General features: G+C 73.2%; 14 protein-coding genes and 1 riboswitch. Of the genes, 7 read left to right on the plus strand and 7 right to left on the minus strand.

The window, feature by feature from the left end:
* Positions 1-77: 77 nt before the first annotated feature.
* Positions 78-1,226 carry a sensor histidine kinase gene (locus CNX65_RS30695; protein ID WP_096496852.1) on the minus strand — a complete coding sequence of 383 codons (1,149 nt, stop codon included), beginning with the start codon at positions 1,224-1,226 and terminating at the stop codon, positions 78-80.
* A gap of 157 nt (positions 1,227-1,383) precedes the next feature.
* On the opposite strand from CNX65_RS30695, the gene CNX65_RS30700 reads away from it, so the two are divergent.
* A complete protein-coding gene (locus CNX65_RS30700) occupies positions 1,384-1,884 on the plus strand; it encodes a hypothetical protein (protein ID WP_096496853.1) in 501 nt (166 codons plus the stop codon).
* A gap of 206 nt (positions 1,885-2,090) precedes the next feature.
* Positions 2,091-3,749 (plus strand): cellulose binding domain-containing protein, encoded by a 1,659-nt coding sequence (locus tag CNX65_RS30705; protein ID WP_096496854.1) that lies wholly within the window; start codon positions 2,091-2,093, stop codon positions 3,747-3,749.
* On the opposite strand, the gene metX is transcribed toward CNX65_RS30705, so the two are convergent.
* Together metX and CNX65_RS30715 are read right to left on the minus strand one after the other, a co-directional pair.
* On the minus strand, positions 3,733-4,764 hold the full coding sequence (metX, locus tag CNX65_RS30710) for a homoserine O-acetyltransferase MetX (RefSeq protein ID WP_096496855.1): 1,032 nt from the start codon (positions 4,762-4,764) through the stop codon (positions 3,733-3,735). The genes CNX65_RS30705 and metX overlap by 17 nt on opposite strands.
* Complete coding sequence (locus tag CNX65_RS30715; protein ID WP_096496856.1) at positions 4,761-6,050, minus strand: bifunctional o-acetylhomoserine/o-acetylserine sulfhydrylase; 1,290 nt, start codon at positions 6,048-6,050, stop codon at positions 4,761-4,763. Before CNX65_RS30715 ends, metX begins: the two co-directional genes overlap by 4 nt.
* A 123-nt stretch (positions 6,051-6,173) precedes the next feature.
* Between CNX65_RS30715 and CNX65_RS30720 the strand changes: the two genes are divergently transcribed.
* The gene (locus CNX65_RS30720; protein ID WP_096496857.1) at positions 6,174-7,172 is read left to right on the plus strand and encodes a Gfo/Idh/MocA family oxidoreductase; all 999 of its coding nucleotides are present in this window, start codon (positions 6,174-6,176) and stop codon (positions 7,170-7,172) included.
* A 1-nt stretch (position 7,173) separates the two neighbouring features.
* Here CNX65_RS30720 and CNX65_RS30725 read toward each other — a convergent pair whose 3' ends face one another.
* A complete protein-coding gene (locus CNX65_RS30725) occupies positions 7,174-7,950 on the minus strand; it encodes a hypothetical protein (RefSeq protein WP_096496858.1) in 777 nt (258 codons plus the stop codon).
* An 11-nt stretch (positions 7,951-7,961) separates the two neighbouring features.
* A complete protein-coding gene (locus CNX65_RS36495; RefSeq protein WP_096496859.1) occupies positions 7,962-8,624 on the minus strand; it encodes a hypothetical protein in 663 nt (220 codons plus the stop codon).
* 170 nt (positions 8,625-8,794) lie between these two features.
* On the opposite strand from CNX65_RS36495, the gene CNX65_RS30735 reads away from it, so the two are divergent.
* Both CNX65_RS30735 and CNX65_RS30740 read left to right on the plus strand, forming a co-directional pair.
* The gene (locus CNX65_RS30735; protein ID WP_096496860.1) at positions 8,795-9,214 is read left to right on the plus strand and encodes a subtilase-type protease inhibitor; all 420 of its coding nucleotides are present in this window, start codon (positions 8,795-8,797) and stop codon (positions 9,212-9,214) included.
* Between the two features lie 243 nt (positions 9,215-9,457).
* Positions 9,458-9,949, plus strand: a complete 492-nt coding sequence (locus CNX65_RS30740; RefSeq protein WP_096496861.1) for a glutathione peroxidase — start codon at positions 9,458-9,460, stop codon at positions 9,947-9,949.
* A gap of 108 nt (positions 9,950-10,057) precedes the next feature.
* On the opposite strand, the gene CNX65_RS30745 is transcribed toward CNX65_RS30740, so the two are convergent.
* Positions 10,058-11,425 (minus strand): L-serine ammonia-lyase, encoded by a 1,368-nt coding sequence (locus tag CNX65_RS30745; RefSeq protein WP_096496862.1) that lies wholly within the window; start codon positions 11,423-11,425, stop codon positions 10,058-10,060.
* A 3-nt stretch (positions 11,426-11,428) separates the two neighbouring features.
* Entirely contained in the window at positions 11,429-11,812 is a 384-nt protein-coding gene (gcvH, locus tag CNX65_RS30750; protein ID WP_015804935.1) for a glycine cleavage system protein GcvH, read from the minus strand.
* Between the two features lie 131 nt (positions 11,813-11,943).
* Positions 11,944-12,036, minus strand: a riboswitch (glycine riboswitch).
* A gap of 187 nt (positions 12,037-12,223) precedes the next feature.
* On the opposite strand from gcvH, the gene ald reads away from it, so the two are divergent.
* Both ald and CNX65_RS30765 read left to right on the plus strand, forming a co-directional pair.
* Positions 12,224-13,330, plus strand: coding sequence for an alanine dehydrogenase (ald, locus tag CNX65_RS30755; protein ID WP_096496863.1), 1,107 nt, complete (start codon positions 12,224-12,226; stop codon positions 13,328-13,330).
* Between the two features lie 682 nt (positions 13,331-14,012).
* Positions 14,013-14,444 carry a hypothetical protein gene (locus CNX65_RS30765; RefSeq protein WP_232520079.1) on the plus strand — a complete coding sequence of 144 codons (432 nt, stop codon included), beginning with the start codon at positions 14,013-14,015 and terminating at the stop codon, positions 14,442-14,444.
* The last annotated feature ends 26 nt before the right edge of the window (positions 14,445-14,470 follow it).

Consider the following 14,470-nt stretch of genomic DNA (forward strand, 5'->3'; position numbering starts at 1 on the left):
CCCGCTCCCCGCCTGGTTCCCCACCGCGCCGTTCCCCACCGCGCCGTTCCCCACCGCGCCGTTCCCCACCGCACCGCTCACCGCCCCTCCCCCAGCGGGATCCGCGCCAGCACCTCGAACCCGCCGTCGCCGGACGGCCCCGCGTCCACCGTCCCGCCGTGCACCGCGACCCGCTCCCGCATCCCCACCAGCCCCAACCCGCTCCCCCCGCCCAGCGACGCCCCGCCGCCGGTGTTGCGCACCCTGACCGCCAGCGCCCCGCGCCGCAGCCGCACCCGCACGTCCACCTCGCACCCCGGCGCGTGCCGCCGGGCGTTGGTCAGCGCCTCCTGCACCACCCGGTACGCGGTCAGCCCGACCGCCTCCGGCACCCGCGCGTCCACCACCCGCGCGCCGGGAGCCAGGTCGGCGATGTCGGCCAACCCCGGCTGCGGGGCCAGGTCGGCGTGCTGCCCCTCGGCGCGCAGCACCCCCAGCAGCCGCTGCATGTCGGTGATCGCGGCGCGGGCCACCTCGCCCAGCTCGGCGAACTCCCCGGCCGCCGCCTCGGGCAGCCCCGGCAGCCGGTAGGGCGCGGTCTCGCAGCGCACCACCACCATGGACATGTGGTGGGCGACCACGTCGTGCATCTCCCGCGCGATGCGGGCCCGCTCGACCAGCGCGGCCTTCTCGTCCCGCGCGGCGTGGAAGCGCCGCTCGGCCCGCCCCCGCCCGCCGACGGCGTACGCGGCGAGCAGGAGCAGCAGCAGGATCAGCACCGTGGTCGGGTAGTACCCGCCGAAGTCGTCGTTGACCGAGAGCGCGATCCCGGCCAGCACGAGCGCCGTGACGCACGCCACGGCGAGCACCACCGGCCGGGCGAAGACCAGCCCGACGGCGACCAGCGGCAGCGGGAACCACAGCCACTCGCCGACGGTGAGGATCTCCGGCCCCGATCCGGTGATCAGCCGGATCACCACGAGCCCGGCCAGCGAGGCGCGCCAGGCGGCCAGCGGCGAGGAGAAGCAGAGCAGGGCGATCGGGGCCGTGGTGGCCGCGAACAGCGCCACCCACCAGCCGCCCGGCTCCTGGTGGGCGGTGTAGTCCGAGCTGGTCACGATGGCAGGCACGAGCGCGCCGACCAGCAGCGCCGCCCGCAAAGGGCCGCGCAGCCGCCCCACCGGAACCCGCGTCCGGTCCGGCAGGAGGACGGCCTGGAGCAGGACGTGGAACGCGGAGCGGATCACCCGGCGATGCTAGGGCGCGGGCGGGGCCCGGCACATCGCTCCGGGGAGCGTCGTACCGGGGTATCACCCGCCCGCTCCTCGGGCAAGGCGTTGCGACACCCGAAGCGCACGGGGTAGGCATTACTCCTGACCGCGGACCCCGACGGAAGCTGGCCGAATGCACCCGCAGCAAGATCCGGATCGCTGGGCGCGCCTGCACGCCGTGGCCGGGGAAGCCCTGGCCGCCACCAAGGTGGGCGAGGACGCTGTGGCGGTGGACCTCGTCACCGGCTACCTGAGCGGCTCGCCCGAGGGCGACGAGGACATCAGGGAGCTGGTGCTGCTGCTGTTCTCCGAGTGCAGCGGCATGGTGTCCGCGCTGGGCTCGGGCGGGGCGACGCCGGTGAAGATGCAGGTGTTCGACGAGGCGGGCCAGGAGGTGCCGATCGACGACGCGGACCCGCCGGTGCGCACGGCGATCCGCGCGCTGCTCGCCGAGGTGCACGGCGACCAGGAGGCCGCCGCCGAGCAGATCGAGATCGCGCTGGCGAACGGCGCGCCGCAGGAGCTGGCGACGGTGGTGCTCCAGGCGCTGCGGTGGACGGTGAAGCTGGCGCTGGAGTGCCAGACCCGCGACCTGCCGGTGTCGGAGTGGATCACGGCCTCCTTGGAGGAGTGACCGGAGCGGTGACCGGCGGGGCGCCGGGGGCCGGAAACCGCCCAGAACGCCCTCCCCGCCCCCGCGAAAATGATGTGGAACACAAAAGGAAGATTTAAAGTCGATTTAAAAAGCAGCATTTCCTTGACGGCGCTCGCTATCGAGGTCCATTCTTCTCCGCAGGCGTTCTTCCCTGCTCATAAAAGCGCCGAGGAGAAAAGCGGAACATGAAGACCAGAACGGGCGTGCTGCTCGCCGTCGCGGCTCTCGCGGCGGGTTCCTACGCGCTGATCCCGTCCGCGAGCGCGGCGACCAACCTGACGGCGACCTTCGCCAAGACCCAGGACTGGGGCAGCGGCTTCGAGGCGAAGTTCACCGTCGCCAACGGCGGGTCGTCGGCCTCGAACAACTGGAAGATCGAGTTCGACCTGCCCTCGGGCACCACGGTCGGCTCCTTCTGGGACGCGCAGGTCACCCGGAACGGCGACCGCTACACGGCGACCAACCGGGACTGGAACGCGGCGGTCGGCGCGGGCTCCTCGGTGGCGTTCGGCTTCATCGGTGCGGGCGGCGGAGCCCCGACGAACTGCACCATCAACGGCAACCCCTGCGCGGGCACCGGCACCGGCAACCCCGGCGACAAGGCCGCGCCGAGCGCCCCCGGCGGCCTGAAGGCCACCGCCACCACGGCGGACTCGGTGACGCTGGCCTGGAACGCGTCGACCGACAACGTCGGCGTGGTCGCGTACGACGTGTACGAGGGCGGCGACAAGGCCACCACCGTCGCGAGCCCCACCGCGATCGTGTCCGGCCTGACCGCCGACACCTCGTACCAGTTCAGCGTCGTGGCGCGGGACGCGGCGGGCAACGCCTCGGCGAAGAGCGCGGCGCTGACCGCGAGGACGGCGAAGAAGGCGGGCACCACCCCGGAGCCCTCGCCCGAGCCGTCGCCGAACCCCAACCCCAACCCGCAGCCGAGCCCGGACCCAACCCCGGACCCGCAGCCGTCCCCGGCGGGCGGGCGCGGAGCCCCCTACCTGTTCCTCGGCTGGGGCAACCCGCAGTCGGCGACCACCGTGATGCAGCAGACCGGCGTCAAGTGGTTCACGATGGCGTTCATCCTGTCCTCCGGCGGCTGCAACCCCTCGTGGGACGGCACCCGGCCGCTGACCGGCAGCGTGGACGAGACCACGATCAAGGCGATCCGCGCGGCGGGCGGTGACATCGTGCCCTCGTTCGGCGGCTGGAGCGGCAACAAGCTCGGCCCGAACTGCTCGACCCCCGAGGCGCTGGCGGGCGCGTACCAGAAGGTCATCGACGCCTACCAGCTCAAGGCGATCGACATCGACATCGAGAACTCCGACGAGTTCGAGAACGAGGTCGTGCAGGACCGCGTGCTGTCCGCGCTGAAGATCGTCAAGCAGAAGAACCCGAACGTGCAGACCATCGTCACGTTCGGCACCGGCACCACCGGCCCGAACTTCTGGGGCAACCGCCTCATCGAGCGGGCGGGCGCGCTGGACGCCAAGATCGACGTCTTCACGATCATGCCGTTCGACTTCGGCAGCTCCAACATCGCGACCGACACCATCAGCGCGGCCACCGGGCTGAAGAACAAGGTGAAGTCGACCTTCGGGTACAGCGACGCCGACGCCTACAAGCACATCGGCATCTCGGGCATGAACGGCCTGTCCGACCAGAAGGAGCTGACCACCGCCGCGGACTGGACCAAGATCCGCGACTGGTCGAAGAACAACGGCCTGGGCCGCCTCGCGTTCTGGGCGGTCAACCGGGACCGCGGCGGCTGCGACGGCCAGGTGTCGGCCAGCTGCTCGGGCATCGCGCAGGCCGACCTGGAGTTCACCCGCATCACCGCGGGCTTCTGACCTCCAGCAGCTCCCCCAGCAGCGCGGCGACCTGCTCCTCCTCCACGAGGAACCCGTCGTGGCCGTACGGCGAGGCCACGACGCGCAGGTCGCCCGCTGCGGGGATCGCCTCGGCCAGCTCCCGCTGCTGCTCCAGCGGGTAGAGCCGGTCGCTGTCGATCCCGGCGACGAGGGTGCGCGCGGTCACCGAGCCCAGCGCCGCGCGCACCCCTCCCCGGCCCCGGCCCACGTCGTGGCCGTTCATGGCCTCGGTGAGCACCCGGTAGCTGCCGGGGTCGAACCTCTTCGCCAGCTTGTCCGCCTGGTGGTCCAGGTAGGACTCGACGGCGAACCGCCCGTCCCCCTGGACGCTCCGCCCGAACCGGGTGTTGAGCTCGGCGGCGGTGCGGTACCCGTGGTGGGCGATCCGCCTGGCCACCGCCATCCCCTGCTCCGGGTGCAGCCGCAGGGCGTGCAGCTGGGCCGAGGCGAGCGCGATCTGGTCGGCGCTGGACGCGGCGGGCGCGGCGAGCACCAGCAGCGACCGCACCCGCTCCGGCGCGGTCACCGCCCACTCCAGCGCCCGCATCCCGCCCATGGACCCGCCGACGACGGCCGCCCACGAGCGCACGCCGAGCGCGTCGGCCAGCCCCAGCTCGGCGGCCACCTGGTCGCGGATGCCGATGGCGGGGAACCGCTCGCCCCAGGGCCTCCCGTCGGGCGCGGCGTCCCACGGGCCGGTGCTGCCCTGGCAGCCGCCCAGCGCGTTGGGCGCGACGACGAACCACCGGTCGGTGTCCAGCGCGAGGCCGGGCCCCACCAGCCCGTCCCACCACCCGGCGGTCGGGTGGCCGGGACCGGCGGGTCCGGCGACGTGGCTGTCACCGGTGAGGGCGTGCAGCACGAGCACCGCGTTGGACCGGTCCTCGTCCAGCGCGCCCCAGGTCTCGTAGGCGAGCCGGAACGGAAGACCGGGCAGCGCGCCCCGGTGCCACCGCCTCCCGCCTGCGGGATCGCCGTCGCGCCACCCCGTCACCGCGCGGACTTCGCCGCCCGGAACCCGGCCTCCAGGTCGGCCTTCAGGTCCTCGACCGCCTCGATGCCCACGGACAGCCGGACGAGGCCCGGCGTGACGCCGCTGGTGGCCTGCTGCTCGGCGGTGAGCTGGCTGTGCGTGGTGGACGCCGGGTGGATGACCAGGCTGCGCACGTCGCCGATGTTGGCGAGCTGGCTGAACAGCTCCAGCCCGTCCACGAACGCCCGCCCCGCGTCGGCCCCGCCGACCAGCTCGAACGAGACGATCGCGCCCGCGCCCCAGGGCAGGTAGCGCTGGGCGAGCGCGTGCCACGGGCTGGACGGCAGCCCCGCGTAGTGCACCCGCTCGACCTCGTCGCGCCCGTCGAGCCACTCGGCGAGCGCCTGCGCGTTGGCCACGTGCCGCTCCAGGCGCAGCGAGAGGGTCTCGATGCCCTGCAGGACGAGGAAGCTGGTGAGCGGGGCGATGGCGGCCCCGGTGTCGCGCAGGCCCTGCACGCGCAGCTTGGCGGCGAACGCGCCGTGCCCGAGGGCGGGCCAGTAGCGCAGGCCGTGGTAGCTGGGGTCGGGGTCGTTGAAGTCGGGGAACCTGGCGGCGTCGCCGAAGTCGAACCTGCCGCCGTCGACGACGACGCCCGCGATGGCCGTGCCGTGGCCGCCGAGGAACTTGGTGGCGGAGTGCAGCACGATGTCGGCGCCGTGCTCCAGGGGGCGCAGCAGGTAGGGCGTGGGGACGGTGTTGTCCACGACCAGCGGGACGCCCGCGGCGTGCGCGACGTCGGCGACGGCGGTGATGTCGAGGACGTTGCTGCGCGGGTTGGCGAGGGTCTCGGCGAACAGCAGCTTGGTGTTCGGCCTGATCGCGGCGCGCCAGGCGTCGAGGTCGTCGGGGTCGTCGACGAAGGTGGTGGTGATGCCGAGCTTGGGCAGGGTGTGGTGGAGCAGGTTGTAGGTGCCGCCGTAGAGGGAGGCGCTGGAGACGAGGTGGTCGCCCGCGCGGGCGAGGTTGAGGATCGTGGCCGTCTCGGCGGCCTGGCCGGACGCGAAGGCGACGGCGGCGATCCCGCCCTCCAGGGCGGCGACGCGCTGTTCGAGGACCTCCTGGGTGGGGTTGTTGATGCGGGTGTAGATGTTGCCGGGTTCGGCGAGGCTGAACAGGGCGGCGCCGTGCGCGGTGTCGCGGAAGGCGAACGAGGTGGTCTGGTAGATCGGCGTGGCGCGGGCCCCGGTGGTCGGGTCGGGTGCTGCCCCGGCGTGCACCTGCTGGGTCTCGAAGGACCAGGTCATGAGCGCTCGTTCTCCCCTGCCTGCGGCGGTTTTCCAGCGAACGTAGGGCGGCCGGGGGCGGGGCGCAGGTCGTTCCGCGTGGTGGGAACCACTGGACGGGCCGCTTGTTCTACGCTCGGCGGAATGCGCACCGCACTGCTCGGTTTCGGCCTGGGCGGAACCGCTTTCCACGCACCGTTCCTGTCTACCGCCGAGGGCCTGACCCTGTCAGCCGTCGTCACCTCCCGATCGGGTGAGGTGGGAAGTCGGTACCCGTGGGTGGAGGTGCTGGGGTCGGCGGAGGAGCTGTGGTCGAGGGCGGCGGACTTCGACCTGGTGGTGGTGACGACCCCGAACCGGTTGCACGCGGCGCACGCGCGGGCGGCGCTGGAGCGCGGGCTGGACGTGGTGGTGGACAAGCCGTTCGCCGCGACGGCGGCGGAGGCGCGCTCGTTGGCGGACCTGGCGCGGGCGCGGGGCCTGCTGCTGGCCCCGTTCCACAACCGCCGCTGGGACGGCGACTTCCGCACGGTGGCGTCCTTGGTGCGCAACGGCTCGCTGGGGTCGGTCCACCGGTTCGAGTCGAGGTTCGAGCGCTGGAGGCCGGAGGTGAAGCCGGGGTGGAAGGAGTCGGCGGACCCGGAGGCGCTGGGGAGCGTCGTGTACGACCTGGGGACGCACCTGGTGGACCAGGCCGTGGCGCTGTTCGGCAGGCCGCGGTCGGTGTACGCGGAGGTGCGCGCGCTGCGGGAGGGCGCCCAGGCCCACGACGACGCCTTCCTGGCTCTGACCCACGAGGGCGGCGAGGTGTCCCACCTGTGGGCGTCGGCCCTGGCGAACGACCAGGGGCCGAGGTTCCGGGTGCTGGGGTCGCGGTCGTCGTTCGTGAAGCACGGGATGGACCCGCAGGAGGCTGCCCTGCGCGCGGGCGAACTGCCGGGCGGGCCGGGGTGGGGCCACGACACCGGTCCGGCGACGCTGGGCGGTGCGCCGGTGGAGCTGGAGCGCGGCGCGTACCAGGACTTCTACGCGGCCGTGGCGAGGCGGGAGTCCCCGGTGCCGGTGGGGGACGCGATCGCGGGGTTGGAGGTCGTGGAGGCGGCGTTCGAGTCGGCGCGGGCGGGGCGGGTGGTGGAGCTGTAGGTCACGGCTCGCGGAGCACCTCCCACACCAACCGCGCGTCCTCGGCGGCTTCCCCGAGCGCGGTCCAAGCGCTGTGGGACGGCGGGTCGAGCACGGCGGCGAGCGCGAGGTGACCGCCAACGGGCGGGGTCCCGAGGGCGTCCCGCACGGCGTCCGGGTCGTCGATCACCGAGCAGAGGAACGCCAGATCGGTCAGGTGCCGGGAGTTCCACGCCTCGGAGGGGCGGGCTCGGTGGTGCTGCGCGTAGGCGGCGGCTTTGAGCTTGAGCGCCCTGGCCGTGTCGGGCACGACGATCTCCGCCGCGTCGTCGCCGTGCGCCGCCCGCAGGACGACCCGGTGCTCCAACGCCTCCTGCCCCGCCGGAACCTCGATGGTCCGGTTGGGCGGGGTGGTGACCAGGCTTGGCTTCGAGCGCCTGTTCCTCAACATCGGGGCCAGGACGTCAACCTGCTCGCCGCACGGTCCCAGGTAGCGGTGGGCGGAGTCAGCGGGGCTGGCGGGGTCGAGCCGGTACCCCAGCCCTTCCAGAACTCCCACGGCTTCGGGCAGGACACCACCCACGAGCACGTTGAACAGCACGTCCACATCGCGGGTGACGCGGTGGGGTGGCTTTCCGGCGACCAGGCCGTGGAGGTAGACCATCACCCCGCCGATGACCACGTGCTCGTCGGGCAGGCGCCTGCTCAGGTCGAGCAGGGGCGTCCACAACGCCCCATCCCGCTCGGGCAGGGCCACGTCACCGATCACGGGCAGTTGCGGCCACCGGGACTCGCTCATGGCGCGGCAGGCTAGCGGTCCCGCCCGAGCAACTCCGCCGCCACCCTGCGCGACCGGTCGTCACCGAGGTCGAGCAGATCCGCCGCCGCGACGGCCTTCGGCACCACACCGTCCGCGAACAGGGCTCCCCACGACAACGGCGGCAGGACGCGCAGCACCACGTTGGGGTTGGGCGAATCCCACCCGATCCCCCGCCGACCTCGCAGTTCGGCCTCGACCTCCGGCGGCAGGTACAGCTCAACCGGGTCATCACCGGGGACGACCAGTCCCAACCCGTGCCGGTCGGCTGCGGCAGCGCCCCCCACCACCACATCGGGCCGGCCAACCAACCTCTCCCGCACCGCTCCGAGCACCCGAACCCGGCACACCCGGCTCCGCCGAGCCATGAGCTTCGGCCACTCCCGGAGCGGCCGTCGCGCGAACCCCCGGTACCGGGTGGGCACGGCCCACGGCGGGGTGATCCCGGAAGCGAGCAGCAGCACGCTCCAGGCCCCCTGAGCCGACAGCGGCCGACCGGCCCCAGGGGCCCCGGCCACCCTGCGCGCCACGGATTCCGCGCTGACCAGCGTGCTGCGCGGCCCCAACCGCAAGACCTCCAGGCGTCCGGTGGCAGCGACCTCGCGCACCCGCTCCGGAGTCACCCCGAGCCGGGCCGCCGCGTCCGCGACCGTCATCCACCCCGACCGTACACTCACCGCGAACACCACCTCACCAGGACTTATTCAAACAATACCCCCGGTAAGACAAGTATTGAAGCACCAACCTCAACCGATCAACCCACCTGGGTCACACGATGCGGTGAGCGGGCTGGAGTGCCGGAGCATCACCGCGCAATGTGAATCCCATGACACCTATTCCACTCCTCGTGGCCGCCGCCGCCCTGGCGCCCGTGCTCGCCCTCCCGGCGCAGGCCGCGGCCACCCCCGACTCGGGTCCCGGCATCCTGCCGCTCTACCAGCCCACCGTCCTGGTCCTCACCAAGGTCGACTCCGGTGGCGAGCACGAGCAGGCGCTCCTGCGCTGCGACCCGCCCAGCGGCACGCACCAGAGAGCGTGGCAGGCCTGCCTGGCCCTGGCCGAGGTGAACGGCCACGTCGGCCGGATGCGCGACTCGAACCAGGTCTGCACGATGGAGTACAACCCGATCAAGGTGTCCGTGCTGGGCGTGTGGCGCGGTCAGACGCGCTCGTTCTCCGGCGAGTACTCGAACCCGTGCGTGATGGGCTCGGTGACCAAGTCCGTGTTCTCGTTCGAGAAGGACTGATCCGCGGGAAGTCCGCCCCCACAACACAAAAGGCCCGGCGGGACCCACGACACCGCCGCCGAAGTCGTGGCCCCCGCCGGGGGTCTGTGGGCGGGCCGGGCCCGCGCCTCTGACCGTAGGGAGGGCGGGTTTGCCTTGTCAACAGTCCTTCACATCCGTGAAACGCAAGGGAAACCCCCGCCCGTTCGCACCACCGGCGCGCGTCACCCGGACGGCCCGCTCCAGCCCCGTAGCCTGTGCGCCATGAGCATCCACGACATCGCGGTGAACACCCTGGCGGGCGAGCCGAGCAGCCTCGGCTCACTGCGGGGCAAGGCGCTGCTGGTGGTCAACGTCGCCTCCAGGTGCGGGCTGACCCCGCAGTACTCGGCGCTGGAGCGGCTGCACGCGAAGTACGCCCCGCAGGGCTTCTCCGTGGTGGGCTTCCCGTGCAACCAGTTCGGCGGCCAGGAGCCGGGCACGGCGGAGGAGATCGCCACGTTCTGCTCGGCGACGTACGGCGTGACGTTCCCGATGTTCGAGAAGGTCGAGGTCAACGGGGAGAACCGGCACCCGGTGTACGAGGCCCTCGTGGAGAGCGCGGACACGGACGGCGCGGCGGGCGACGTGCAGTGGAACTTCGAGAAGTTCCTGCTGTCCCCCGACGGCGAGGTCCTGGCCCGCTTCCGCCCGAGGACCGAGCCGGAGGACGAGGCGGTCGTGCGCGCGGTCGAGGCGGCGCTGCCGAACGCCTGAGGCCGGAGGCGGGCGCGGAACTCCGAACGCAGGACTCGAACGCGTGGGCCCGCGCACCGGTCGGTGCGCGGGCCCACGTCACTTCGGGAGGGCTTCGGAGGCAGCGGCTCAGCACTCGATGACGTTCACCGCGAGCCCACCCCGAGCCGTCTCCTTGTACTTGACCTTCATGTCCTTCCCCGTGTCCCGCATGGTCTTGATGACCTTGTCCAACGACACGAAGTGCGACCCGTCCCCCCGCAGCGCCATCCGCGCCGCCGTGATCGCCTTGATCGACGCCAGCGCGTTCCGCTCGATGCACGGGATCTGCACCAACCCCCCGATCGGGTCGCACGTCAGCCCGAGGTTGTGCTCCATCGCGATCTCCGCCGCGTTCTCCACCTGCGTCGCGGTCCCGCCCAGCACCTCGGCAAGCCCCGCCGCCGCCATCGAGCAGGCCGACCCGACCTCCCCCTGGCACCCCACCTCGGCCCCGGAGATGGACGCGTTCTCCTTGAACAGCACCCCCACCGCCCCCGCCGTCAGCAGGAACCGCACCACGCCGTCGTCCGAGGCGCCCGGCACGAACCGCGCGTAGTAGTGCAGCACCGCGGGCACGATCCCGGCCGCCCCGTTCGTCGGCGCGGTCACCACGCGCCCCCCGGCCGCGTTCTCCTCGTTCACCGCCAGCGCGAACAGCGTCACCCAGTCCATCACCCGCAGCGGGTCCGTGGCGTAGTGCTCGTCGCGCAGCGACCGCCGCATCTCCGCCGCCCGCCGCCGCACCTTCAACCCGCCCGGCAGCACGCCCTGCTCGGTGCAGCCGCGCTCGACGCAGTCCTGCATCACCTGCCAGATGTGCAGCAGCCCCCGCCGCACCTCGTCCTCGCTGCGCCACGCCAGCTCGTTCGCCAGCATCACCTCGCTGATCCGCAGCCCGGTGGACGCGGTCAGGTCCAGCAGCTCGTCGCCGGTGCGGAACGGGTGGGCCAGCGGGGTCGTGTCGGGCTTGATGCGGTCCGCGCCCGACGCGTGCTCGTCGACCACGAACCCGCCCCCGACCGAGTAGTACTCGGCCCGGTCCAGGCTCGCCCCGGCCGCGTCGAACGCCTCGAACACCATCCCGTTCGGGTGCAGCGGCAGCGACTTGCGGCGGTGCATCACCAGGTCGTCGGGCTCGCGGAACGCGATCTCCGCGCCGCCGCCGAGCCGCAGCGCGCCCGCCGCCCGGATCTCGGCCACCCGCGCCTCCGCGGCGACCGGGTCGACCTCCTCCGGCTTGTTGCCCTCCAGCCCGAGCAGCACGGCCTTGGGGCTGCCGTGCCCGTGCCCGGTGGCGCCGAGCGAGCCGAACAGCTCCACCCGCACCCGGCGCACCTGACCGGACACCCCGCGCAGCCGCTCCGCGAACGTGGCCGCCGCCCGCATCGGGCCCACCGTGTGGGAGCTGGAGGGCCCGATGCCGACGGAGAACAGGTCGAAGACGCTGATCGCCACCGGTCAGTCCCCGGTCAGCTCGGCGTACTTCGCGGCCGTGAGCAGCCCCTCGGCGCTCTCGACCCGGACCTTGAACAGCCACCCGCCGCCGTACGGGTCGCCGTTGACCAGCGCGGGGTCCTCCACCGCGCCGGTGTTGACCTCCACGACCTCGCCGCTCACCGGCGCGTACAGGTCGCTGACCGACTTGGTCGACTCCAGCTCGCCGCACACCTGCCCGGACGTGACGCGCTCGCCCACCTCGGGCAGCTGCACGAACACGATGTCGCCCAGCGACTCGGCGGCGTACGAGGTGATGCCGACCGACACCGGCTCCTGGGTGCCGGGCGTCCAGTCGACCCACTCGTGGTCGGCGGTGTACAGCAGGTTCTCGGGGAATGCGGGCACGGCGGCGCTCCTGTCGCGGGACCTGTGGTGGGTTGATCCCCCACTCTGTCCTGGTACCTGAGAGCTTCGCCGCGCGAGCGGCTTGCACCGTGGGTGCGCCTCCCCCTTCGGGGTGCGCTTTCCAGAGCGGCCTCACCCCGGCGGTTCCCGTTGCCTGAGAGTGTGCGGGGTACTTGCTCCTTCGGCGCCCCGGCTGTTCCCGAGGACTCTCCCGCCGGTGATCCGGCGCCCCGCCAGGGACGCCGCGGCCGATGTTCAGTTGAGTCCCGAACGCTAGGTGCCCGCCCCGAGGGGTGTCAACGATTGGTCGGCGCGCACAAGCGCCGGGGGTCCCGTTCGTGCTGTGAGCACGATGACACCCCGCGGCGGGTACCCGACCTTTAGGCAATCACCGCAGCGAAGGAGGTCACCGTGCGCATCGCAGTCCCCCGCGAGGTCAAGAACCACGAGTACCGCGTCGCCCTCACCCCGGCTGGCGCCCACGAGCTGTCCGCGCGCGGCCACGAGGTGTTCGTCGAGGCGGGCGCGGGCCTCGGCTCCGCGATCCCCGACGACGAGTACCTGGCGGCGGGCGCCAAGGTGCTGGCCTCGGCCGACGACGTGTGGGCCGAGGGCGAGCTGGTGCTGAAGGTGAAGGAGCCGGTGGCCGAGGAGTACCCGAGGCTGCGGGAGGGCCAGGTGCTGTTCACCTACCTGCACCTGGCGGCGGACCGGCCGCTGACCGAGGCGCTGCTGGCCTCGGGCACGACCGCGATCGCCTACGAGACGGTGCAGTCGGCCGGCGGCGCGCTGCCGCTGCTGGCGCCGATGTCGGAGGTGGCGGGCAGGCTCGCGCCGCAGGTGGGGGCGTTCGCGCTGATGAAGCCGTCCGGCGGGCGCGGGGTGCTGCCCGGCGGCGTGCCCGGCGTGCACCCGGCGCGGGTGGTGGTGATCGGGGGCGGCGTGGCCGGGCTCAGCGCGGCGACGATCGCGGTCGGCATGGGCGCGGACGTGGAGGTGCTGGACACCAGCGTGGACCGGCTGCGGCAGATCGACGCGCGCTTCGGGAACCGGCTGCGCACGGTCGCGTCGACCCGGTACGCGGTGGAGCAGGCCGTGCTGGAGGCGGACCTGGTGATCGGCGCGGTGCTGGTGCCGGGCGCGCGGGCCCCGAAGCTGGTGGACAACGCGCTGGTGGCGCGGATGCGGCCGGGCTCGGTGCTGGTGGACATCGCGATCGACCAGGGCGGCTGCTTCGCCGACTCGCGGCCGACCACGCACGCCGACCCGACCTACCCGGTGCACGACTCGGTGTTCTACTGCGTCGCGAACATGCCGGGGGCGGTGCCGCGCACCTCGACGTACGCGCTGACCAACGTGACGCTGCCGTACGCGGCGGCGCTGGCCGACCGGGGCTGGCGGGAGGCGCTGCGCGCCGACCACGCGCTGGCGCTGGGCCTGAACACCCACCGGGGCGCGCTGACCAACGGCCCGGTGGCGCTCGCGCACGACCTGGAGCACGCGCCGTACCCGGTCTGACCCGCCGAGGCCCTGGGAACGGCGAAGGGGCGCCCACCGGCTTCCGGTGGGCGCCCCTTCGCCTGGAGAAGAAGAGGCGACCCGCTCAACCAGCCTGGGGGTCACTGGGAGCGGGCCGCGCCACCATCTTAGCCGGCAACGGCCCCCGCTGCCCAGCACCCCACCGAAGTGACACGCGGGTCGATCCGCACGCGGTATGCCGGAATGCTCAAGCAAACGAGTGAATCCGGTGTTCACGGGTAAGCACTCGCGCGCCCGCGACCGATGGTCATGACGGGGTCGCGCGGCGTCGCGTGGGCACGCGCCCCGGTCCCCGGCACCCAGCACCGCCGACCCGGATCGGAGCACCCGTGACACGACCCCGCGGCCGGACCGCGCGCACCACCCCCGGCACCAGCCCCGGCGCAGCGCCGGGCGCGGTGATCGGCGCCACCACCGGTGCGGTGACCAGCCCCGCGACCGGCGCGGGGCGCGGCGCGCGCCCCGGCGGGCGCCCCCGCTCGGGTCCTCGCGCGGCGACCGGCCCCGCGCTCGACACGCCGCGGCCCCACCGCGCCGACGCGCCGGGTGCGCGCTCCGCGCCGACCGTGATCTCCACCACTGCGCCCGCCGGACCGGACACCTCTCCCCCTCCTGGGGAAGTCCACCCGCTCGGGCGAACGACCCCGACCGCGAAGGGGGCGTGAGCGCCGTGGACGAGTCGCTGCGCGCCGCCGTCCTGCGCCGCCTGGCCCTGCTGGACGAGGCCGCCGAGAGCGGCGAGGCCGACTCCCTCGTGCCGCTCGCCCGCGCCGAGATCCACCGCCTCGCCGACGGCTGGAGGCTGCTGCTCACCGTTCACCAGCCCGATCCGGACGGCCGCTGCCGCGCGTGCCCCGGCGTGCTGCGGCACAAGAAGTGGCCGTGCCAGGTCTGGACGATGGCCCACCAGCACCTGATCGGGGACGGCGTCCCGCACCGCGAGCGGCGCAGGCCCCTGCGCAACCCGTTCACCCGCCAGACCGCGTTCACCGAACCGGGGAGCGCGCCCGAGCCCGACCCGGAGGGGCCCGAGGAGGTCACCCAGGAGATCCCCGTCGTGGTGTCGAAACCGCGACACGCCCTCCCCGACTGACCCGTCTAGGGCAGGATGGGCCCCCG

Source organism: Actinosynnema pretiosum (genome assembly GCF_002354875.1).
In the GTDB taxonomy this organism is placed as follows: Bacteria; Actinomycetota; Actinomycetes; order Mycobacteriales; family Pseudonocardiaceae; genus Actinosynnema; species Actinosynnema auranticum.

Bases quoted from the DNA above. Each gene is read 5' to 3' on its own strand.
- CNX65_RS30735 (WP_096496860.1), top strand. From the start codon at position 8,795: ATGACACCTATTCCACTCCTCGTGGCCGCCGCCGCCCTGGCGCCCGTG.
- CNX65_RS30705 (WP_096496854.1), top strand. From the start codon at position 2,091: ATGAAGACCAGAACGGGCGTGCTGCTCGCCGTCGCGGCTCTCGCGGCG.
- CNX65_RS30700 (WP_096496853.1), top strand. From the start codon at position 1,384: ATGCACCCGCAGCAAGATCCGGATCGCTGGGCGCGCCTGCACGCCGTG.
- CNX65_RS30725 (WP_096496858.1), bottom strand. From the start codon at position 7,950: ATGAGCGAGTCCCGGTGGCCGCAACTGCCCGTGATCGGTGACGTGGCC.
- CNX65_RS36495 (WP_096496859.1), bottom strand. From the start codon at position 8,624: ATGACGGTCGCGGACGCGGCGGCCCGGCTCGGGGTGACTCCGGAGCGG.
- CNX65_RS30720 (WP_096496857.1), top strand. From the start codon at position 6,174: ATGCGCACCGCACTGCTCGGTTTCGGCCTGGGCGGAACCGCTTTCCAC.
- CNX65_RS30715 (WP_096496856.1), bottom strand. From the start codon at position 6,050: ATGACCTGGTCCTTCGAGACCCAGCAGGTGCACGCCGGGGCAGCACCC.
- CNX65_RS30740 (WP_096496861.1), top strand. From the start codon at position 9,458: ATGAGCATCCACGACATCGCGGTGAACACCCTGGCGGGCGAGCCGAGC.